The organism is Microcoleus harperi Pol14_C6 (assembly GCF_036701295.1).
Classification (GTDB): Bacteria; Cyanobacteriota; Cyanobacteriia; order Cyanobacteriales; family Microcoleaceae; genus Microcoleus.
Genome location: NZ_JAUBQN010000001.1, coordinates 184,611 through 206,694 on the forward strand (window position 1 = coordinate 184,611; position 22,084 = coordinate 206,694).

General features: G+C 45.8%; 17 protein-coding genes and 1 pseudogene. 8 read left to right on the top strand and 10 right to left on the bottom strand.

Annotated elements, in window-relative coordinates:
* Positions 1–211: 211 nt before the first annotated feature.
* The 3 genes from QUA27_RS00775 to nadD all read right to left on the bottom strand — a co-directional run bounded on the left by QUA27_RS00775 (position 212) and on the right by nadD (position 3,522).
* A complete protein-coding gene (locus tag QUA27_RS00775) occupies positions 212–1,183 on the bottom strand; it encodes a GDP-mannose 4,6-dehydratase (RefSeq protein WP_333065715.1) in 972 nt (323 codons plus the stop codon).
* 411 nt (positions 1,184–1,594) lie between these two features.
* The gene (locus tag QUA27_RS00780; protein ID WP_190656404.1) at positions 1,595–2,614 is read right to left on the bottom strand and encodes a type I glyceraldehyde-3-phosphate dehydrogenase; all 1,020 of its coding nucleotides are present in this window, start codon (positions 2,612–2,614) and stop codon (positions 1,595–1,597) included.
* Between the two features lie 191 nt (positions 2,615–2,805).
* A complete protein-coding gene (gene nadD, locus QUA27_RS00785) occupies positions 2,806–3,522 on the bottom strand; it encodes a nicotinate (nicotinamide) nucleotide adenylyltransferase (RefSeq protein ID WP_333065716.1) in 717 nt (238 codons plus the stop codon).
* A 963-nt stretch (positions 3,523–4,485) separates the two neighbouring features.
* Here nadD and murC point away from each other — a divergent pair.
* From murC to QUA27_RS00805, 4 genes are all read left to right on the top strand, one after another.
* Complete coding sequence (gene murC / locus QUA27_RS00790; RefSeq protein ID WP_333065717.1) at positions 4,486–6,042, top strand: UDP-N-acetylmuramate--L-alanine ligase; 1,557 nt, start codon at positions 4,486–4,488, stop codon at positions 6,040–6,042.
* A gap of 157 nt (positions 6,043–6,199) precedes the next feature.
* The gene (gene murB, locus QUA27_RS00795) at positions 6,200–7,156 is read left to right on the top strand and encodes a UDP-N-acetylmuramate dehydrogenase (RefSeq protein WP_333065719.1); all 957 of its coding nucleotides are present in this window, start codon (positions 6,200–6,202) and stop codon (positions 7,154–7,156) included.
* Between the two features lie 62 nt (positions 7,157–7,218).
* Positions 7,219–7,569 carry a YbaB/EbfC family nucleoid-associated protein gene (locus QUA27_RS00800; protein ID WP_015178392.1) on the top strand — a complete coding sequence of 117 codons (351 nt, stop codon included), beginning with the start codon at positions 7,219–7,221 and terminating at the stop codon, positions 7,567–7,569.
* 179 nt (positions 7,570–7,748) lie between these two features.
* Positions 7,749–8,252 carry a low molecular weight protein-tyrosine-phosphatase gene (locus QUA27_RS00805; RefSeq protein ID WP_333065721.1) on the top strand — a complete coding sequence of 168 codons (504 nt, stop codon included), beginning with the start codon at positions 7,749–7,751 and terminating at the stop codon, positions 8,250–8,252.
* A 77-nt stretch (positions 8,253–8,329) separates the two neighbouring features.
* Here QUA27_RS00805 and QUA27_RS00810 read toward each other — a convergent pair whose 3' ends face one another.
* The 3 genes from QUA27_RS00810 to QUA27_RS00820 all read right to left on the bottom strand — a co-directional run bounded on the left by QUA27_RS00810 (position 8,330) and on the right by QUA27_RS00820 (position 12,187).
* Positions 8,330–9,733: an MptA/MptB family glycosyltransferase gene (locus QUA27_RS00810; protein ID WP_333065723.1), complete on the bottom strand. Its 1,404-nt coding sequence runs from the start codon at positions 9,731–9,733 to the stop codon at positions 8,330–8,332.
* Between the two features lie 63 nt (positions 9,734–9,796).
* Complete coding sequence (locus QUA27_RS00815; RefSeq protein ID WP_333065725.1) at positions 9,797–10,531, bottom strand: response regulator transcription factor; 735 nt, start codon at positions 10,529–10,531, stop codon at positions 9,797–9,799.
* Between the two features lie 63 nt (positions 10,532–10,594).
* The gene (locus QUA27_RS00820; RefSeq protein WP_333065726.1) at positions 10,595–12,187 is read right to left on the bottom strand and encodes a glucose-6-phosphate isomerase; all 1,593 of its coding nucleotides are present in this window, start codon (positions 12,185–12,187) and stop codon (positions 10,595–10,597) included.
* Positions 12,188–12,650: 463 nt separating this feature from the next.
* On the opposite strand from QUA27_RS00820, the gene dusB reads away from it, so the two are divergent.
* From dusB to QUA27_RS00835, 3 genes are all read left to right on the top strand, one after another.
* Complete coding sequence (gene dusB / locus QUA27_RS00825) at positions 12,651–13,661, top strand: tRNA dihydrouridine synthase DusB (protein WP_172185771.1); 1,011 nt, start codon at positions 12,651–12,653, stop codon at positions 13,659–13,661.
* Positions 13,662–13,760: 99 nt separating this feature from the next.
* Positions 13,761–14,681 (top strand): ornithine carbamoyltransferase, encoded by a 921-nt coding sequence (gene argF / locus QUA27_RS00830; protein ID WP_333065727.1) that lies wholly within the window; start codon positions 13,761–13,763, stop codon positions 14,679–14,681.
* Positions 14,682–14,841: 160 nt separating this feature from the next.
* Positions 14,842–15,492: an NAD(P)H-dependent oxidoreductase gene (locus QUA27_RS00835; protein WP_333065728.1), complete on the top strand. Its 651-nt coding sequence runs from the start codon at positions 14,842–14,844 to the stop codon at positions 15,490–15,492.
* Between the two features lie 228 nt (positions 15,493–15,720).
* On the opposite strand, the gene QUA27_RS00840 is transcribed toward QUA27_RS00835, so the two are convergent.
* From QUA27_RS00840 to QUA27_RS00855, 4 genes and pseudogenes are all read right to left on the bottom strand, one after another.
* Positions 15,721–17,355: a family 10 glycosylhydrolase gene (locus tag QUA27_RS00840; RefSeq protein ID WP_333065729.1), complete on the bottom strand. Its 1,635-nt coding sequence runs from the start codon at positions 17,353–17,355 to the stop codon at positions 15,721–15,723.
* Between the two features lie 92 nt (positions 17,356–17,447).
* Positions 17,448–17,588 (bottom strand): annotated as a pseudogene (locus QUA27_RS00845) (alpha-E domain-containing protein); the annotation flags it as partial.
* 4 nt (positions 17,589–17,592) lie between these two features.
* On the bottom strand, positions 17,593–18,375 hold the full coding sequence (locus QUA27_RS00850; RefSeq protein ID WP_333065731.1) for a ParB N-terminal domain-containing protein: 783 nt from the start codon (positions 18,373–18,375) through the stop codon (positions 17,593–17,595).
* Positions 18,368–19,738 (bottom strand): AAA family ATPase, encoded by a 1,371-nt coding sequence (locus tag QUA27_RS00855; protein WP_333065732.1) that lies wholly within the window; start codon positions 19,736–19,738, stop codon positions 18,368–18,370. The genes QUA27_RS00850 and QUA27_RS00855 overlap by 8 nt, the downstream gene beginning before the upstream one ends.
* Positions 19,739–19,921: 183 nt before the next feature.
* On the opposite strand from QUA27_RS00855, the gene QUA27_RS00860 reads away from it, so the two are divergent.
* Positions 19,922–21,949 carry an Eco57I restriction-modification methylase domain-containing protein gene (locus tag QUA27_RS00860; protein ID WP_333065734.1) on the top strand — a complete coding sequence of 676 codons (2,028 nt, stop codon included), beginning with the start codon at positions 19,922–19,924 and terminating at the stop codon, positions 21,947–21,949.
* Positions 21,950–22,084 lie beyond the last annotated feature (135 nt).

Genomic DNA, 22,084 nt, shown 5'->3' on the forward strand with positions numbered 1-22,084 from the left:
TTCCACAAATTTACTTTCAAATATACGATCGAGTAAATAACCCTGTTTAGGTATATCAGCCGTAATCCCGTCGTTCATCTTTCGATAATCGCGATCGCAACTAATCACCCATTTGTTAGTATAAGCTATCCCCTCGCCTCGATATTTTTTTAAATCACGGTGATTAGCCTTATACCACTCATTAGCCGTTGGATATTCTGCCTCCCTATTTTCACCTGATAATTTCCCCTCCAATCTGCCTTGCCTCCACCATCATCCTCACCACATCCTGCATCTTATACTTCGCCTCCCATCCCAATTTTTCTTTTGCCTTAGCCGGATTTCCCTTCCCAACTGCAATCTCCGTCGGTCTGTAAAGACTCGCATCGGTTACTAAATGTTCCTGCCAATCCAAACCCGCAGCAACAAACGCTGTTTTCACAAATTCTTCCAAAGGATAGGTTACACCCGTGGCAATTACATAATCGTCCGGTTCTTCCTGCTGTAACATCAAATACATAGCCTCCACATATTCCGGCGCCCAACCCCAGTCCCGCTGCACTGAAATATTACCTAAATGCAGTTTTTCCGAACTACCCGCAGCAATTCGGCACACCACAGATACTATTTTTTGGGTAACAAATCTCTCCGGCCGCAGTGACGACTCGTGATTGAACAAAATACCAGAACACGCAAACAAATTGTAAGCTTCCCGATAATTCGCTACTTCCCAAAATGCCGTTGCTTTCGCCACCGCGTAAGGACTTCTGGGGCGAAAAGGGGTATTTTCATCGGCTGGATTGCCTCGGGTATCCCCAAAACATTCGCTGGAACTGGCGTTGTAAAGTTTGATTTTTCCGCCTGTAAACCGAATTGCTTCTAAGAGATTCAATGTGCCTGTGGCAATGCTTTCGAGGGTTTCTACGGGTTGTTCAAAAGACAGACCGACGGAACTTTGACCTGCTAGATTGTACACCTCATCTGGCTCTATTTTAGCAAGCACTTGCAAAACGCTGCGAAAATCGTTGAGAGACATGGATTCTAGTTTTACTCTGTCTCGTATGCCCAAACGGGCCAGGTTTCCGAAACTAGACATTTGGGCGTCCCTTGAGGTGCCGCAAACTTCATAACCTCGATCGAGCAACAGTTTAGCTAAATAAGCTCCGTCCTGACCCGATATACCGCTAATTAACGCTTTTTTCATACCACATTTTGCTTCCCAAACTCTACCGTAGCTGTTGCTATTTTTCCCGTTGTTTAACTTTTATAGTCGGAATTTTTATTTTTTTAATATTTGGGGTTTTCCGAGAACTTAACTAAAGCAATTTTAAGCGCTTACTACAAACAACAAATTTATCATCTAGACCCGAAAGTCCGATCGTAGTATTATGGCAAAAATTTCGATAGCTGGGAGTAGCAGCTTACCAATATCGTAGGGACACGGGACTGCCCTGTTCCTACGATATTTCATCTTCTACTCGCCAACTATCAACTGCCAAAAGTCTCTACCGCTCGAAAACAGAAATAACCACTCAGCTAGAAATCGACTCAAAAGTACACAATATTAGCCTTTTTTACCTTCTGCCGAATGACTAAAGCCTTCTGCCTTCGGATACTAGGCTTCCCAACGTTCGGCGACCAATTCAGCCAAGTCAACCACCCGCTGACTGTAGCCCCACTCATTGTCGTACCAAGCCAACAGCTTCACCATGTCGCCATCCATCACCAGCGTCAAGCTGGAATCCAGAATCGAAGAAGCATCACTTCCGCGATAGTCGCATGAAACTAAAGGCAAATCGTTGTACTCCAAAATCCCTTTCATGGAACCGGAGGCAGCTTCTTTGAAAACTTGATTTACTTGCTCGGTAAAAGTCTTTTTCTCTACCTGAGCCACAAAATCAACTACCGACACATTAGGAGTCGGGACGCGCATGGCGATACCATTTAACTTGCCTTTCAATTCCGGAATCACCAAAGCCACAGCTTGGGCTGCTCCGGTAGAAGTCGGCACAATATTCATTGCTGCAGCCCGGGCCCGCCGCAAGTCGCGGTGGCTGGCATCCAGCAAGCGCTGGTCGCCAGTATAGCTGTGGGTAGTGGTCATCATGCCTTTGACGATGCCAAAATTTTCGTGCAGCACTTTCAGTACAGGAGCCAGACAGTTGGTAGTACAGCTAGCATTGCTGATGACTGTGTAGTCACTGTGCTTGTAGTTGTGGTGGTTGACTCCCATCACATAAGTGCCAACTTCAGAACCCTTGCCGGGAGCGGTAATTAGCACTTTTTTAGCGCCGGCAGTGATATGCTTCGATGCACCAGCTTGGTCAACGAAGACGCCGGTCGATTCAATAATCAGATCAATACCCCAATCTTTCCAAGGCAAGTTTAGCGGGTTGCGATCGCTCACGCATTTAACTGTCTTGCCGTTGAGAGTAATGGAATTTTCATCCGCACTGATGTCCACATTCTTCAACGTTCCCATCATGGAATCGTATCTGAGCAAGTGAGCATTACTTCTGGGATCGGAAGTGTCATTAATAGCTACCAACTCTAGCTGGCTGTTTTCTCTGCCCAGCCAGCAGCGCGCAAAACTGCGCCCGATACGTCCAAAACCATTGATCGCGACTCGAATCACTTTAGTACCTCCTAACGATGGCAGCCTATAGCTCAGGCTTAAATTTTGAAAAAATTTAAGAATTGACTTATGAGACAAGATCATATCGCAAAGGTCGATCCTTTCTAACTTTTTGTGTCGATCAAAAAAGCTTGAACTTTTCTAGAAGGGTGAAATTATAAGGCAGAAGGCATTAGGCTTTCTGGCGCTGGTTACTGGTAAAGCTGATGGGCTGCAATATAAGTCCCGACAACTTCCGGGACTAAGTACCGGAGGTCGATTCTTTCGGCGCAGCAGCGGCGGATGTGGCTCGACGAAATCTCGATCGCAGCCATGGAAAGCACCTCCCAGCGAATTTCCACGTCCAAAAGAGCCATTTGTTCGGCAACTCGTCGGCCCAAAGCATTTGCCTGAACCTGCATCCTGTCCCTCGCGGAATCGATGGGTTTTCCACTCGGACAATCTCCCCACTCGGACAGTCCCCCAATCTCCCCGCTTTCTGCTGTCTCTCGATCTTCCTGACTCGGACGTGGGGCTACCAACCAGTCGCACAACCCGGCAATTTCGCCGGACCGGTGCCATTTGGGCAGAGTAAGGAGTGCGTCACTACCAATAATCCAGTACCAGTGATGATCGCCTGGATACAATTTTTGCAAATACAGCAGGGTGTCGATCGCAAAAGAACTGTCGGAGGGATTTGCCGACTGCGGCGAAATTAGGAAGTCGGGGCGATCGGCGATCGCCAGAGCGAGCATTTCCCGCCGCTGCTCAAAACTTGCCAAATCCGGGCGCTCTTTGTGAGGAGGAGAGCGATCCGGTACCCAAATGACTCGATCGAGAGCAAATTGACTCGCAGCCGTCTCGGCTACCAACACGTGACCCCAGTGAACCGGATCAAAAGTCCCTCCCAAAATCGCTATTTTCGCCATATTTCCCCCAAATCAGGATTAATACAGACATCGCGCCACTTTTATGTTTCTACGCTTTTAACCATAAGCTGGTTTATTAGAAAACCCTCGGTTTTCATTGGGGAAAAACCCCTGGACGACCCTAGTTTCGACGATCGTCCCGGACGCTAAAACCGGTTTTTTCAACCCCCTTAATTCGTTCAAACCTTCAATAAGACTTAAAAAACCCGGTTCTGAGCGTCAGAGTGGGTGCGGGACTGGATGATTAACCTTGCCAATATTAATCCCAACTTGTTTTGAGCGCGCCATCGACCGCCTGAGCATTCGTTTGTGGGCGACCGAAAAAGTTTTGACGGTAGATATACTTATCGCAGTGGTAAAAATTTTAAGGGCTGCCAAGAGAGTCGATCGGCTTCTCGATCAAAACCAATGATTTGGTTTGATCTATGCCTTTCCGACTATTTCGACTAACTGCATAACTTGTATATATACAATAAAGTAAGAATATATACTATAGCTGCGATCGTGTCAATCTCTCACTTTCAAGAAAAAATGACCGTACGAGTAGATAAATGACTATAAAAGGAGCGAAATTTGGTCATACGTGGTAGTGTTTGTAAATCCTTATGGGTTTTACCCTCAATCTTGGTAGAAAGGTTGTGGGGCTTTTGCTGCCGTATCCCAGCACAGCAGGCGGATCGAAATAGAAAGAATGCAGGAGTATGCAACCACCCCAAATTAGTCTATTGACCCCGACCCCAGACCCCGTTTTCTGTTACCTGCAATTTTCGAGCTGTGACTGTTCCGGAAAACTACTCGGTACTAAGTCATATAGGATACAAGACAAACATCTCTACAAGTCCCGCAAATCTAGGGACGCGCAGAGAATTTTGTACAAAATCTCTAGCGAACTGTATCCTGAAAAAACAATTCTTGATATGATATCGCGTGTTATTGGCGTGGTGTGGTGTGTGAGGAGCAAAGATGCCGAGTTCTGTTGATTTTAGCGGTAGACCATTTCATTTCATCGGCATTGGTGGGATTGGGATGTCAGCCCTTGCCTACATTCTAGCTAAACGCAAGTTGCCTGTGTACGGCTCCGACATTAAATCGAGTCACATAACCGAGCGCTTGCAAGGAATGGGAGCTCATATTTTTTGGAGTCAAGACGCCAGCAATTTTGAATTATTTCAAACGGCCATCAACGGTAGCAGTCCCGACTGCGGGCAACAGGAAAGGGCAGTATCCTCGATAGTCGCGGGTACGGTAGGGACTTCTGTAGCGACAGCCAAAGCTCTCCAATTGAACGGCAACGGTTCAAGCGCCCAAGCAATTCCGGGATTGCCTCAAGTAGTATGTTCGACGGCTATTCACCCAGCTAATGCCGAATATCGAGGTGCTTTAGATTTGGGCTGTCCGATTTTTCATCGATCGGATGTGTTGGCAGCATTAATTCAAGATTACCAAAGCATAGCCGTAGCTGGAACTCACGGCAAAACTACTACTAGCAGCTTAATCGGCTTCATGCTGATGGCGGCGGGTCTAGACCCGACGATAGTAGTAGGAGGCGAGGTAAATGCTTGGGAAGGCAATGCCCGTTTGGGGGAAGGCCCCTACTTAGTAGCCGAGGCTGATGAATCCGACGGTTCTCTCGTTAAGCTGGTAGCCAAAATTGGCATAGTAACGAATGTGGAACTGGATCATCCAGACCATTACGATACCCTTGACCAGGTAATAGACACATTTAAGGTGTTTGCCCAAAACTGTCAAACCTTGGTGGGCTGTATTGACGACCAAATCGTCAAAGACTGCCTTCAGCCTCATGTCAGTTATAGCTTGCAGCCAGACAGCGGTGCTGACTACACGGCTTCGGGCGTGGAGTACGGATCCGAAAGCACCACGGCCCGGATTTGGGAGCGAGGAGCTTTTCTGGGAGAAATGGAGTTGAAGTTGCTGGGCACACACAATCTCAGCAATGCACTAGCTGCGGTAGCAGTGGGCCGATTGTTGGGGTTAGAGTTTTCGGCGATTGCCAAAGCGATTGCTGGCTTTGAAGGAGCTCGCCGCCGTTTTGAGGTGCGGGGTTTTCACAATGACATCCTGTTTGTGGACGACTACGCCCACCATCCTAGCGAAATTCGTGTCACCTTGGCGGCGGCTCGCTTGCGTATCGAAGGTAGCGAAAAAAATCCCAAATCCCGAAGAGTGGTTGCAATTTTTCAACCCCACCGTTACAGCCGGACTCTGACATTTTTGCCAGAATTTGCTCAATCTTTTGGGGATGCTGATTTGGTTGTGGCTTGCGATATTTATAGTGCTGGGGAACCGAATTTAGGAGAGATTAGCGGGCAGCAGGTTGCTGATTTGATTGCTAAAGAAGGCCGAGAGGTTGAGTTTGCGCCTTCCCTGGAGTCAGTCACTAAGTTTTTAACCCAAAATCTGCAACCGGGGGATTTGGCTCTGTTTTTGGGCGCTGGTAATCTGAATCAGATTATTCCAGAGGTTATGGCTTTTTATCAACAAGCCGATCGCCCGGATTAGCTCGATCGCCCGCCCCTTTGAGTCGATCGACAGCCAGGGCGGTGCAGGTTGTACCGACACTGCTGAAAGAGCGACTCGCTCAGAAGGGTGGCATAAGTTACGTAAAAGAATTTTCAACCACGTCTTCTCGAAGCAGGTATTTTTAAGGATTTTCAAGATGGTGACTATCTCGAATGACTCCTCTGTTAAGGACAATCGGCGAGTGTATTCTCCTATTTCTTTGCGGGGAACTGATTGCAAGATTAACTCCCAAGTTTCGCTGGCGGGCCTGACTTCGTTCCGAGTCGGTGGCCCCGCCGAGTGGTACGTTGCTCCCCGCAGTATGGAGGCTTTGCAAGCGAGTTTTGCCTGGGCACACGATGAAGGGATGCCGGTGACTCTGCTGGGTGCGGGTTCTAATTTGTTGGTGAGCGATCGGGGTTTGTCCGGTTTGGTCGTCGGCACTCGCTACCTCAAACAGGTGAATTTTAATCCAGAAACAGGTCAAGTGACAGCGGGGGCGGGGGAGTCAATTCCCCGCCTCGCTTGGTTGGCCGCTAAACGGGGCTGGAAAGGTCTAGAATGGGCAGTCGGCATACCGGGTACGGTGGGAGGGGCTGTGGTGATGAATGCAGGCGCTCACAGAGGCTGTACTGCTGATATTCTAGTCAACGCTCGCGTCCTATCCCCTGGCGGCAAGGTGGAAATTCTGACTCCCCAAGAGTTGGAGTACCGCTACCGGACTTCGGTGCTGCAAGGGGGCGATCGCCTGGTGACTGAAGCGACTTTCCAGTTGCAGCCGGGATTCGATCGATCGCAAGTAATGGCAGAAACTAATGACCATTTCAGCCAGCGGCGGACAACTCAACCTTACCACTTACCGAGCTGTGGCTCAGTCTTCCGTAACCCCGGCCCCAAGACGGCAGGTTGGTTCATCGAACAAGCGGGACTGAAGGGATATCAGATCGGGGGCGCACAAGTAGCTCAGCGCCATGCTAATTTTATTCTTAACTGCGGGTCGGCAACGGCCAATGATATTTTTCAAGTGATCCGCCACGTTCAACAGCAAGTCGAGCAGCGGTGGTCGCTGTTGTTGGAGCCAGAAGTTAGAATACTGGGAGAGTTTCCCTTCTAAGGCATCATTGAAGTAATACGGAAACGGCAGACTGCCAGCCCACACACCATCACAAAGTAGTTATGACAAAATCAGGACAAGGATTTGGCTTCGGCCTGGGAAAAATGAAAGAACTGACTGAAGCTTTCAAAAAAGCTCAGCAGGTTCAAGAAGGAGCTAAAAAGCTCCAAGAAGAGTTGGATGTAATGGAAATTGAGGGAACAGCCGGCGGTGGCTTGGTCAAGGTTTTTCTCAGCGGCAACCAAGAACCCCGCCGCGTGGAAATCTCACCGGATGCCCTCGGTGAAGGTGCTGAGGTGGTTTCTGAACTCGTCACGGTGGCGATGCAGGATGCTTACGCTAAGTCTACGATGACGATGCGGGAGAAAATGGAAGAACTCACCGGTGGACTAAATCTCCCCGGTTTCGGTTAATCATGAGTCATCAGTCATGAGTCATCAGTCATTAGTTGTTAGCTATCTGTGTTTAAAAAGGAATCTATAGCTAATGACTGATTGATTTCTATGATGCACGAAACTTTGGGAAAAAGGGGAAGGAAAAATTTTCTTTCTTCCTCCCCATTAAAAATTACTAATTACTAATTATCAATTAAATGTCTTATAAATTATTGTTTGTCTGCCTCGGAAACATCTGCCGATCGCCCTCAGCAGAAAATATTATGAATCATTTAATTGAACAAGCTGGTTTGAGCGATCGTATCACCTGCGATTCTGCCGGAACTGCTAGCTATCACATTGGCAGCCCCCCTGACAGGCGGATGGCATTGGCGGCGAGGAAGCGAGACATTGAATTGTTAGGCGAAGCCCGCCAATTTACCAAGAAAGATTTTGAAAATTTTGATTTGATTCTGGCTATGGATCGAGAAAATTATCGCAATATTCTTGCTCTTGATAATGCTGGAAAATATCAAAAAAAAGTGCGGTTGATGTGCGACTTTTGCCATAAATATGACATGAAAGAAGTGCCAGATCCTTATTATGGTGGGCCCGATGGATTCGATCGAGTAATTGATTTACTGTTAGATGCCTGCGAGGGTTTGTTGGAGTACGTTGTCAGTCAGGAAGGCTTAAGGGTTGGTGGCCAGAAGGAAAGTTAGAAAATTGCGATCGACAGCTACTGTAAACTCTCGGTGTGATCGGAAACTATATTTTTTCTCTTCTTTGGAACTATAACTTAAATACTTCTGACAAATCTTCGCCTTAGTACGAGTAAGGCTGTAGGAGGAATAACGGTGACCAAAATTGTATGTATAGAGATCGGATTATTTCCACCCCCTCCCCCTAAAAGGATACTGGGAAACAGAGCAAAAGTTAAGCTTGTCAAGACAAAATGGGGAGCATTGATACTCAAAGCAGCAATTGGCAGCAGAATAGAGGGATACCAAGGCATTAGCCAAGGTGTAGCAAACAAAAACAAACTAAGAGTTATCCATCCAATATCTGATACCAAATTGATTTCAGAATAGTTGCTGCGGAAGTATGATTTAAGTAACGTCACTAGGTAGTAAATCATCCAGATACAATAGGAAAAAACTTTAAGGAAGGATAGGATACTTTGGCGGGTTTCAAAAGTTATATTTGGGAAGAAGTTCAGACATAAATTTATCAGGTGGTGAAACGAGCGAGCTGTAACCGAGGATACTCCTGGATTTAACAAACTTTTCCAAGCTGCAACTGTTGGTAAAAATGTATAAGTTATGACTGTAATTATTAATAAAGAAAGTAGGGATACTGCTGCTAAATCTCTCCACCGACGCTGCTTGCAGAGGAAAGCAAAAACTAAGGGAAACCAAATTAGAGGTAATGTTTTTACTAGAAAACCCACCCAAATTGCTAAAATTGCCAAAACATAACGTTGGTAATAAATACATCCTATAAAAACAATCAATGTATTAGCCAGCAAAACGTCAAGATGAGCATTAACTATCTGCTCGTTCAAGAGCATTGGATTGAGTAGATATGCCATTGCGATCAGGCTACGGTTCTCGGAATTTTTGAGTAATCGCCAAATCAAGTAAGCATTGAGTGTATGTACGCATAAACATATGATTTTAAAAAAATAAACTCCCACTAACGGGCTAATTGGTACTGCAAGTGCTGATACCGAAAAAAAGAACAGAGAAACCGGACCGTATGTGGAAGTTTGAAACCAGTGGAGGAACGGGGATAAGCTAGAGACAAAGCTAGCGGACGTACTCAAGTAAGGATTGATTTTATTTAAGCTCATGACTCCGTAATGCAAGTACATATAAATGTCATTACTTAGCGGATAAGCTATGAAGGCAAGTGCCATCCAGGGCAGGGAATACTTGCAAATATCTAGAAAGGTTGAACCTACGTGTTTTTTTTGAAATAACCAGATAACATAGACAACGAGTGCTATCAAGTAAGAACCGTTAGTTATAACTCTGATGAGACTGAAACCGCTGGTAGGGAAATCGTTATAGTTTTCTCCACCCTGTAAAACGCTGTAATACTTGGTGATTCCCATTGATGTCATGGCAATACAGTAAACCAGGGAAGCTGCTAATGCTGCTGCATATAAAATTTTCTGATTTTTTAAGTAATTGTTGACCATGATGCTATTTATTCAGTGTGGTAAGTAAGTGCAGGTAATTTTCTTGCCCGATCGCGTTGGCGGTTATCTGACTAAATGGTGTTCCATCGCAAAGCGAACGAGTTCTGCTCGGTTGTTGCTTTCAGTTTTTCTGAACAAGCTGCTGACGTGCTTTTCGATAGTTCGAGGGCTGAGGTGGAGCCTGGAACCTATTTGAATATTAGAAAGACCTTCTGTCAGCAAATCTAGCACTTGTCGCTCTCGCTGAGTCAAAGTCGGAGCATTTTGGCTGGGAGATGCCCGTGAAGCGGAGCTATCCCGTAGGAAATCGCCTGTGTTTGACTTTGGAGTTAAAAAATCTGCTTCTGGCTTGTCATTGCCTCTGCTGGGTGCCTCTGTTGGCGTCGGTTCGGGTTCCGGGGAACGAGAGGGGGCCTGAGCGATTAGAGCGTAGCGATCGAGCAAAGAGCGAATAACCGCCCCCAATTCCTGGAGTTCAAAAGGTTTAGCCAGATAATTGTCGCACCCCATCTGATAGCCGCGAATCCGCTCCTGTGTGCTCGTGCGTTCCGTCAAAAAAATCACCGGCAGCAAGCGGAAAGCGGGACGAGTCCGAACTCGCCGCACGAATTCGTAGCCATCCATCTCGGGCATTGTAATGTCGGTAACAATCAAGTGGGGCTGAAATTCATCTACCAGGCCTAAAGCTTCTTTGCCGTTCTCAGCAGCGATTACAGAGTATCCGGTAATTTCTAGATAATCAGTAATTGACAAGCGAGTCGCGAAATCGTCGTCAGCAACCAGAATCGTTAATGGCATGGGGGAATTAAAAATTAAACATTAAAAGTGACTAATTTCACTTTTAATGTTTAATTCTACTGTTTAATTCTCTTGATAACTTGCAGTTAAAGTAGCCGGTTGTCCTAATTTGCCCTCCAAAGCTACGCCGCGCCCGTTGGCTGCCAAATGCCGCAGAGTTTTGTAAATTGTCTCGATTTGCTCTGGTCTTCCTGCTTTTTTGGCTAGTTCTGCTACAGACAGAGGTTTTTGGGCGTCTTTGAGCACTTGCAGTACCCGTTGCTGCAAGTCCAATACAGCAGCGGCCGCTTTTTTGCCTGCTTCGACGCCCGGTTGGTGATAAGCATTGACATTCACCAAGGAACCGTAAAAACCTACGGCTCTTTCGTAGAGGGCGATTAATGCTCCTACTGTCCGAGGGTTGACTTGGGGGATTGTGACAGTAATTGAATCTCGGTGATTTTCGTACAAAGCTTGTCGAGTTCCCTGCAACAAACCAGACAAATAATCTCCCGAAGTGACCCCGGTTTCTACTTCTGGGGAAATGCCTTGCCTGTCTTCCAAAACTTCGATAAATGTTAGGAAGAAATTCGGCACGCCGTCTCGCAGTTGCTGGACGTAAGCGTGTTGGTCGGTGGTGCCTTTGTTGCCGTAAACTGCGATTCCTTGATGAACTGTATTGCCGTCTAAATCTTCCTGTTTGCCGATCGATTCCATGACTAATTGCTGCAAGTAGCGGCTGAACAATAGCAGGGAATCTTTATACGGCAAAACTACCATGTCTTTTTCGCCACGTCCGTTGCAGGCAAAATACCAACTCATGGCTAAAAGGGCGGCGGGATTGTTTTTAATGTCGGGAATCCTGGTAGCTTCGTCCATGACTTTAGCGCCGTCTAGCATCGCCCGAATGTCGATGCCTTGCAAAGCTGCTGGCAAAAGTCCAACTGCTGACAATTCGGAAGTGCGTCCTCCCACCCAATCTGCCATTGGAAAAGTGGTAATCCAGCCTTCGGATTTGGCTAATTTGTCTAGTTGGCTGTCAACTCCGGTGATGGCAATTGCTTGTTTGGCAAAATCGAGTTTTTCGGCGGCGAAGGCTTTTTGAACTTCGATCATACCGTTGCGGGGTTCGGGGGTGCCGCCGGATTTGGAGATAGTAATTACTAGGGTGCTGGCAAGTTTGTCTTTGATTTTGTTAAGGATGCGATCGATCCCAGCCGGATCTGTGTTGTCGATAAAATGTATTGCTAGGGGCGGAATGTCTGGGGATAAAGCTTCGGCGACAAATTGGGGGCCGAGGGCGGAACCACCGATGCCGATCGAAATTATGTCGGTAAATTGCGGAGCAAAGGGCGGTTTAATATCGCGGTTTTGAATTTTCTTGACAAATTCTTCTACTTGTGCTATACTTTCGACTATTTCTTGTTTTAATTCTGGAGTGGGAGCTAAATCGGGGTTTCGCAGCCAGTAGTGACCCACCATGCGGTTTTCGTCGGGATTGGCGATCGCACCTGCTTCCAAAGCTGCCATGTCTTTGAAAGCTTTGTCAAATTTGGGCTTCAGTGCTGCTGCGAAAGCGTCGTCGAATCCCATGCGGCTGATATCGAGGTAAAGTCCCAATCCCTCGTGATAGTAAAGCCAGTCTTGATAGCGTTGCCAGAGTGCTGCGGCGTCCATAGGAATTCTCTACAATTTTTTTAATGTTCGATCGGCGTCGTCAGGAATCCACCAATTGTAGTTTAAAACGATCTGATGTACGGCTTTTGCAGAATCCCAATAAATTTAAGCATTAATGGTCTGAAGGCAGCCGGAACAGAAGGCAGTCAGAGCATTCGGCAGAACTAAACAAGAAAAATATGAGTTGCACAACACTCTTTGTAGGTAGATCGCCCATTAATGGCAACACCCCATAGATAGATCGAAGCGACACAGAGATTTAAGTGTAGTCGGGGTTGGGCTTTGGGTCATAATTTAACAATATTCAAATTCGGGCGATCGGACTCGGTAAAATAGGCATTGCGGTCAGGTTAAATATACTGTTAGCTGTCACTCAATAATCGGGTAAAAGTATATTTAACAACGGTCAACTATCTGAAGTGTAGTATAATATACAGATATTAGAATTAAAGTGCGATCGACTATGCTTGCTCTATCTCCAGAATTAAAAGAAAGGTTAGCAACTCCGCTCAAAATCGGCGATTTTGAAGTTAAAAGCCGCGTCCTGCAATCGCCCTTATCCGGCGTTACCGATTTGGTATTTCGCCGCCTGGTGCGCCGCTACGCGCCGGATTCGATGATGTACACGGAAATGGTGAACGCTACGGGTTTGCACTACGTGAAGCAACTGCCGAGAATTATGGAAGTTGACCCGAACGAGCGCCCGATTAGCATTCAATTGTTTGACTGCCGGCCGGATTTCTTGGCAGAAGCAGCGCAGAAAGCAGTGGCAGAAGGAGCGGATACTGTTGATATTAATATGGGCTGTCCGGTTAACAAAATTACTAAAAACGGCGGCGGTTCTTCCCTGCTGCGAGATCCGGAAACAGCCGAGGCAATTGTGCGGGCTGTTGTGGAAGCGGTAGATGTTCCTGTCACCGTTAAAACTAGGATTGGTTGGACTGACAAAGAAATTAATATTTTGGAATTTGCGAAGCGGATGGAAGATGCGGGAGCAAAAATGATTACCGTGCACGGCCGCACTCGATCGCAAGGTTACACGGGGCCGGCAAAATGGGAGTGGATTCGCCGAGTTAAAGAAGTTTTATCGATTCCAGTTATTGCTAACGGGGATATTTTTTCAGTGGAAGCAGCGATGCGATGTCTGGAAGAAACCGGCGCAGATGGAGTGATGTGTTCGCGGGGAACTTTGGGCTATCCTTTTTTAGTGGGAGAAGTTGATTATTTCTTGAAAACAGGTCAAGAAAAGATAGCTCCGACACCAATTGAACGCCTCGAATGTGCTAAGGAACATTTGCGGGCTTTGTGGGAATATAAAGGTGAAAGCGGTGTCTGTCAAGCGCGCAAGCACTTAACCTGGTATGCTAAGGGTTTCCCCGGCGCTGGGGAATTGCGGGGCGTGTTGGCTGTGGTAGAAACGGTTGAACAAGGTTGCGATTCGATCGATCGCGCGATCGAGCAATTGCCCGCATAAACCTTACCCGCAGATGTCAACTAGGGGTTACAGAAAAAAAACCTGCCTCTGCGGGCTAAGATTTAAGACACCATTAAAAATTTGTGTGTGGGGGAAAGCATGGACTCATTAAAAGGGCGAGATTTATTAAGTCTGGCAGATTTAAGCATTGACGAATTAAATTATTTGCTGGATCTAGCAGCCAGTTTAAAATCGGGAATGGTCAAGCTGAAACGCAATAAAGTTCTCGGCTTGTTATTTTCCAAAGCTTCAACGCGAACGCGGGTAAGTTTTACGGTGGCAATGTATAAATTGGGAGGGCAAGTGATTGACCTTAATCCCAACGTTACACAAGTCAGCCGCGGTGAACCTTTGGTAGATACAGCCAGGGTTTTAGACAGATATTTAGACATTTTGGCGATACGGACTTTCGAGCAAAAGGATTTAGCAACTTTTGCCAATTATGCGAAAATTCCTGTGATTAATGCACTGACAGATGACGAACACCCCTGCCAAGTGCTGGCGGATTTAATGACAGTAAAAGAGTGTTTTGGCAAGTTGGAAGGGGTGACTTTGACTTATTTGGGCGATGGCAATAATATGGCTAATTCGCTGATGTTGGGCTGTGCAATGACGGGAATGAATGTCAGAATTGCTTGCCCTCAAGATTTCCAGCCGAATGTTGAGATAGTGGAAAAAGCTAAGAATATTGCTAATGGAAAAACAGAAGTTACTGTGACGGCGGACGCAGAAGCTGCTGTGAAGAATGCTCAAGTGATTTATACTGATGTTTGGGCGAGTATGGGACAGGAAGAAGAAGCAAAAATCAGGATTCCTTTGTTTAAGCCCTATCAGGTAAATGAACAATTGCTGAAGTTAGCGGATAAGAATGCAATTGTATTGCACTGTTTGCCCGCACACCGGGATGAAGAGATTACAGATGACGTGATTGAGGGCAGTCAATCGCGCGTTTGGGATCAAGCAGAAAATCGGATGCACGCTCAGCAAGCTTTGCTGGCAAGCATTCTGGAAAGCGATTAGGAATTAGCTAAAAATTAGTCGGTCGGGGGAGCAAATCGACCTGCTCGCTACTTTTTGCAGACCGCTTCCGTTATCATTTCATTTGAACCAGGATTATTTGCAACCAGCCTGTAATTATCCGTTTCAACCATGATTAATTGCAATCTCTTAAGTAAAAGAAATGAATCACATCACTACGACAGATTTACTCGAAAATCTCAAATGGCGATATGCCACCAAACAGTTCGATCCAGCCAAAACAATTGCTCCAGAAATCTGGACAGCTTTAGAAGATGCGTTAGTGTTAACACCATCTTCTTATGGGCTTCAACCTTGGAAATTTCTGATTATTACCAGCTCGGAACTTAAAGAACAGCTCAAGCCCCTCTCCTGGAATCAGTCACAGGTGACTGATTGCTCTCATTATGTCGTGTTCGCGATTAAAAAGAATCTCACTGCCGAGGATGTCGATCGCTTTATAATCCGCACTGCCGAGGTGCGAGGCGGGACTGTAGAGGCAATGGCAGGATATCGGAGTCTAATCGTCAGTGACTTGGTTGATGGTGGCCGCAGTTTTAATATCAATGACTGGTCAACGCGCCAAACTTATATTGCACTGGGCAACTTTATGACCAGTGCTGCATTGCTTGGTGTTGACACCTGTCCAATGGAAGGAATTGAACCTGTCAATTACGATCGCCTGTTGGGTCTTTCTGCAAAAGGCTTTACTACCGTCGTAGCTTGTGCGGCTGGCTATCGCTCTGAAACAGATAAGTATGCTTCACTCGCAAAAGTAAGATTCCCTAAGTCAGAAATCTTAGAAACTTTATAGAACCCATTTGGTATCTTCTTGAGCGAACTATATGGTTTTGAGGGGATCGTTTTACCAGAGGATTTAATACCAGAGTCAGGACTTCAAGCTAACAGGCATCAAACCAGATACAACCTAGATACCTCAAAGGCTTGTGAGACAACAAAAAGATCCTAAATGGGTTCTATAAACCCGGGATACGCTGTAAGTCGATCGCAATAGCGCACCTCGGCGCACCCTAAAAAGATATTAAGAGGCTCCGAAATTCACTTTTGTGACTTCACCTGCGACAACATTAACAGTTTGTTGAATCTGACTGCTATCAACCTTTAACTGATAAGTTCCCGGAGAAAGCTCGATCGCCCCAAACCATCCTTTACCATCGGCGCGCAGTTGACGCACCTGGCCACCAGCATCGATCGACTGCAATGTCAAGCTCGCACCGTCGCAAGTTCGAGCGCACCGCTGCAAATTGCCGGCGATCGCACCTGTAGTCGGCCGCGACTTCCAAGGCATATCGGGAACCGCTGCTGCTGTCGCCCACACAGGCTGAGTTTCATAGGTTTTGCCCGTCGCAGCATCAACGTATTGACTCGGCTGCGAAAGTGCGGTGTAAAACAAATCGTTGCTTTGGGGAACGTATTTCCAAGGCTGGCGGGGCAAATCTCCGCTGCCGCCCGATCGCAGTTCCACATTCGTGTACACGTTGCTGCTAGCGTAGGAATAGAGCACCGTACCTGCGACGTGATTTCCTTTCGCAGACGGCTGTTCGGCGCGACGAATCTGGCCTAGAGTGTCTTCGATGTAGTTGAGGTAATTGCCCGGGCCGATCGCAATTTGGCGGTTGTACTGGTGGTCTTTGGCGAACTCGATCCAGTGGTCATAAGCGAGTTTTTGCGATGGTTTGTACTCGCGCTGGTAAGTCATCGGCATCGCCATGTCTACGATCCCTTCTTCCAGCCAAGCGCGCCAATCCTGCAATACTTCTTTGTACGGCTGCGTTTGATACCATCCTGCATCGTTTTTCGGGCCGTCGCCCCAGGCGATCGTGGCGGCGGTAATTTTAACGCGCGGTTTAATCGCAAGGCTTTCTACATAAAGCTTCCGCACTAAATTTGTTACCTGATCGCGCCGCCACTGCATCCACGCGGGATCGCTGGGTGCGGGTTTGCCCGATCGACCTGTTTGCTGATTGAAACGGGCGATCGCAGTCGGATTGTAGCCCCAAGTCGGCCCGCCGTAGCGCACATAATCCAACTGTACGCCGTCTACATCGTAGCGCTTGATCAAGTCCAAATAGACGGAAACAGTATAATCTACGGCGTCTGGATGGCCGGGATCGAGGAAACCGGGTGATTCGCCACTCGAAGTCAGCATCGCCCAATTGTCATTTCCTGGGGCCGAAGGCCCGTGTTGTTGCCAAACGTGACCGGCGGGAAGTTTGCCGCCGGAAACCACCGGCAGCGTCACCATCCAAGCGTATACTTCAATGCCTGCGGCGTGGGCTTTGTCAATCAAATCTTGCAGTGGATCGAAACCCGCAGGAACGTTGGGATCGAGAGTGCGGGGTTCGATCGCACTGGTGTAAAAAGCATCGCCACGGCGGCGGACTTGGGCGACGATGGCGTTGGCATTTGCCCGCTGCGCGTCTGCGATCAATTTTGTGACTTCTTGAGGCGTTTTGAAGCCGGGGTTGAAGGCGTCCACCCAGAAGGCTCGAAATTCGGCGGTTTGGGTTTGTGGAGGCATAGTTGCGTTAGCGAAGCCCTCGAAGAGGATCGCGCGGGATGGGAAGTTGGAGAACCAACCAGGAGTCAGCAGAAAACTAATTGTTAAGCCGATCAGGAACAAGCTTGACAAAAAGAATGTTTTGGAATTTCGCATGAGAAGTGTGTGAGAGAGCGTTTAACAGTCCTTTACGGACTTTTGGTTTGAGCGTCCGCTTGACATCTTCGCACAATGGCACATTAATTGGGCAGATCGGTAAATAGTTGAGTAATACCGCTGGGAGAGTCGAGAATGAGATTAAAATTCACCTGGGCAAAATGGGCGATATTTTCCGATCTTTCAATATAGCGGTTGAGCCAGTAAATTGAATCCGCTACACCACTTAACATAGTTTTACAGGCTAAATAGGGTTTTAATGATTTTCATTTTGGCTGTATCAATGCCGCATTCAAGTTTGGAAATTGGACTGAGGGTTTTCCACTTGCCTTTATTCGCGGTGAAGATAGCATCGGCTGTTTTTTCGGCATCTATATTTTCAAAGCCACCTATTTTATTAGTGTATAAGTAATTGAGACGAGCGAAAATCTCATCTCTTGATGCACGTTTCACACTAACTGCTTGAGGAGGAGGAGGCGGCGGCGGTGGCGGTGATATAGAAAATACTTTAGCAATAAAATCTAATCTCGCCTTCGTCAAACCACATTGTAACTTAGTCAGAGGGGTGAAATCTGACCATTGATCGCGGTTAGAATCTACAATTTTATTGGCAGTTTCAACTGGTTTTACATTCTTCCAATTATGTTCTTTAACTAAGTATTTAAGTACAGCTATAATAGTATCTTTTGATGCTGTACTCAGATTGACTGTGGGATTTGCTTCTCGCGCTAGAATCTTCGCTTGTTCAATATTTGATGGTTTTGGGTCAATGACAATACACCAGACTGAATCTAATTTGGCTTGTTGAGCTACAGCATAGACAAAGTGATTGCTCACAACTTGATACTGATAGTCGCCTGTTTCTTTAACTATAATCGGAATCCAATTGCGATTACCTGCTTGCAATACGGCTTCGGCGGCTCCGGCAATGATAAACTCTGACTCAGAGCATGGTTCTGCTGACTCAATTTTAGATAAATTCAAGTGCATTAACTTACCGATGTTCTCAGAATTACTCATACAAAAAATACTCCTTCGCTAATTTTAAGTAATATTCAGCGGCTTTTTTGTGTTGAAAAACCGCTGGTTTTCGAGAAAAAGCTGCACTTGAAACAACTTCATATTCTGGAACACTGAATATAGTTGTGTCAATCACAGTTTTTGTAGATTTAGGCCAATAATAGGGTAACAAATTAGGATCTAAAATATAAGTATCTCCTTTCTTAAGTGTAAGAATTGCTTTAATTTCTGCATTTGCTCTTTTGATTGAAGCCTCTGTTTCTTTATGTCTATTGAAAAATATCGGCAAGGCAATAGGGCCACCGTCCTGCCTAAGCTTCTTAACTTCAGGTAAGAATTCTTTAATAACTTTAGCAGCATTTTTTAAAGATGAAAAGTTATTGTGTTCTGTTGGCATGAGGATTACATCGGAAGCTATCACAGAGCTTTTGCTAAAAAAAGTCCAGTTCGTAGGTGCATCAATTAAGATGTAATCATAATTACCAACAAAAATAGCCAGCAAATCTCGCAGCCTTGCTGAACCTTTATCAATTTTTGATTCATAAGTATGAGCCATGAACTTCGATAATCCTGAATCAGATGGGATGACATCAAATACCTTAACTAATTGACCTGCTTTATTCTTCAGATTAAATGCTTGAATAGTTTCTTTAACATTAAATCCTCCATCAACCAGGCAATCAGATAGTTTGACTTTTCCCTCCTGTAAGCCTAATGAATCTGTTAAATCTCCTTGTTGGGGATCGAAGTCAACAACAAGCACTTTTTTATGATGTTGTCGAAGAATCGTCGCCAAGTTGATTGTCGTTGTAGTTTTTCCCACGCCTCCCTTATCATTATAGATGCAAATTGTTAAAGCTTTGGGTGGGTTTTCCAGCAAGTTCTTAATTTTAGTAATAATTTTAATAATATTATCTTTGGTTATCCTCATGCAGTCAGTAGCAGGCAATACGATTTTACCATGTTTGCGGAATAGCTGGATATCTGTTGAGTTAGTGATCATCCCCCATTGAGATGTTTGGCACTTAGGAGCAAGAAGATAACCTGTTATCTGTTCTTTAGTTTTTTTGTACGTGGGAGTACCTTCGGCTAAGTTAATGATTGCCTTTCCTGATACTCTCCCTTTAACTTCAATGATTAAGTAGGGGTTAATCTTAGCCACTGAAAATTTATCATCATCGTGATTCTTGCGAGCCGCAAAATCAGCAGCAGAACCATTCCCTGTTTTAAACTGTTGTACCCACTCATCAGATGTGAATCCAAGTGCATTTAGAAGGCGTTTGACAAATCGATCTTCGACTTCTGGCTCTTCTGCATTCTCTGAAATACTATCTAAAACTTCATTCCAGTTGATAGTTGTCATAACTTAGACCTAGATACTTAAGTAAAATCATAACGCTTGGTTTCAGTTGGTGTCATCGTTAGCTACCTCCCGATCTAGCTATATGAACAGTCAACATACTTTTGGATAAGTTATATATTTTTTAGTGCGCTTGACATTTTCGCACATCGGTGCAATTTTGGGCGAAAATAAAGTGAACTGGCGATGGCACTTTTTGAACAAATGAGACTACCACACTTTCAAACCCTAGCCCTTCCGGGTAACAGCTACTCAACTGCCAGCAATTTACTCGATCGAGTAGATGGCTGGCGCCAAGAAGCAACCCGAAAGTTGCAGCAAAGCCAGAGAGGAGAAAAGGGACAATTTTTAACACCTTCCTCAATCGCAAGTTTGATGGCCGGAATGTTTGAATTTAACTGTCCCGATATATCGCTTTTAGATGCCGGGGCTGGTATTGGTTCCCTGTTAGCAGCCGTTGTTTGCGAACTTTGCCAGCGCCCAAACAAACCGCGCAGCCTGCACGTTACAGCTTATGAAATAGACCTTATTTTGATTGAATACCTCAAGCAAACTTTAGAATTATGCAGTATAGAATGTCAGCGTCTTGGGATATCTTTTACCTGCGAGGTTCGCGAAATTGATTTTATTCAAGACAGCGCCGATATGTTGCAGCCCAATCTATTTACACAACCAGTAAAACGGGAATTTACCCATGCAATTCTCAATCCTCCCTATGCCAAGATAGACGCTAAATCCCAAGCCCGAACCTTGCTGCGTTCTATAGGACTAGAAACCAGCAATCTTTACGCAGGCTTTACATTTGCTGCCGCTCACCTGCTCAAACCAAACGGTGAATTAGTATCGATTACTCCCCGCAGCTTTTGCAACGGTTTATACTTTCGAGACTTCCGCAAAGTATTCCTTCAAATAATGGCCTTACGCCAAGTACATATCTTTGAATCCCGACAGTTGCCATTTCGCGATGATGCGGTGCTGCAAGAAACTATTATTGTGCGCGCCACCAAACAAATAGAACAGCCAGATACTGTACTAATTACCTCAAGCAGCAGCGCGGGCGACGACCTGGTTTTGTCTCACCAACTGCCCTATACCGCCCTAATTAATCCCCAAGATTCCGAGCAATTTATTCGGATTTTACCGGATTCTGTCAGCCAGAAAGTAGTCGAGCAAATGGCTCAATTTACTTGCACCCTAGAGGAATTAGGCTTAACAGTTTCCACGGGAAAAGTTGTAGATTTTCGTGTTCGGTCTGATTTGCGGCTAAAACCTGAAAACGGTACAGTTCCGCTGATTTATCCCGCACACTTCTCGGCTGGCGGTGTTGAATATCCCACAGCAACGAGAAAGCCTCAAGCTTTAGCTGTCACGGAAAAAACTGCTGCACTCCTCGTACCTAACGAACATTATGTTTTGAGCAAGCGCTTCTCCTCGAAGGAAGAGAAAAAGCGAATTGTTGCAGTTGTCTGGGATGCCAATAAAATTAATAGTTCTCGCGTGGGTTTTGAGAACCATTTGAATTACTTTCACCAACAGGGACGCGGATTAGACCTCACCCTGGCGCGGGGATTGGCCGTTTATCTAAATTCGAGTTTGGTAGATGCGTTTTTCCGACTGTTCAACGGACACACTCAAGTTAATGCTACGGATTTACGCAATTTGAAGTATCCTACTGTAGAGCAATTACTTTTACTTGGCGCTCAAGTAGGAGAAATATTTCCTACACAGCGGGAGATCGATCGACTTGTCGAGAGACAACTGCTTAACGCGACCAATCCGTTAGAAAATAGCCCAATGACAATCAAGAACCGTATTGATGAATCTCTAGAAATACTTGCAGCGCTGGGTTTTCCAAAAGGTCAGCTTAACGAACGTTCCGCCTTAACCCTTCTGGCTTTGCTTGACCTCAAGCCAAAGGAAGCTTGGGAATCGGCGAAATCTCCACTTTGGGGAATCACACCAATTATGGAATTTATGGAGGAGGAGTACAGTAAAAAATATGCACCAAATACGCGGGAAACTGTGCGCCGCCAGACGGTGCATCAGTTTCTAGATGCAGGTTTAATTGTTGTTAATCCTGACAGTCCCGAACGTCCGGTGAATAGTCCAAAAACGGCATATCAGATAGAAGAAAGTGCTTTGGAACTGCTGCGAACTTATGAGTCTTCTGACTGGGACAAGAATCTTCGCGCTTACCTCGTTCATTTTAAATGAAAATTTTTTTTGCAGGGTTATTCCAAAAATGAAAATATTTGTGAGTCCGAAGGATGCTAAAATACACTATTTATATGGCTGCCGCGGGCATCGGAATGACATATACTGTGATGCAAGCGGTTTGATTGACCGGAA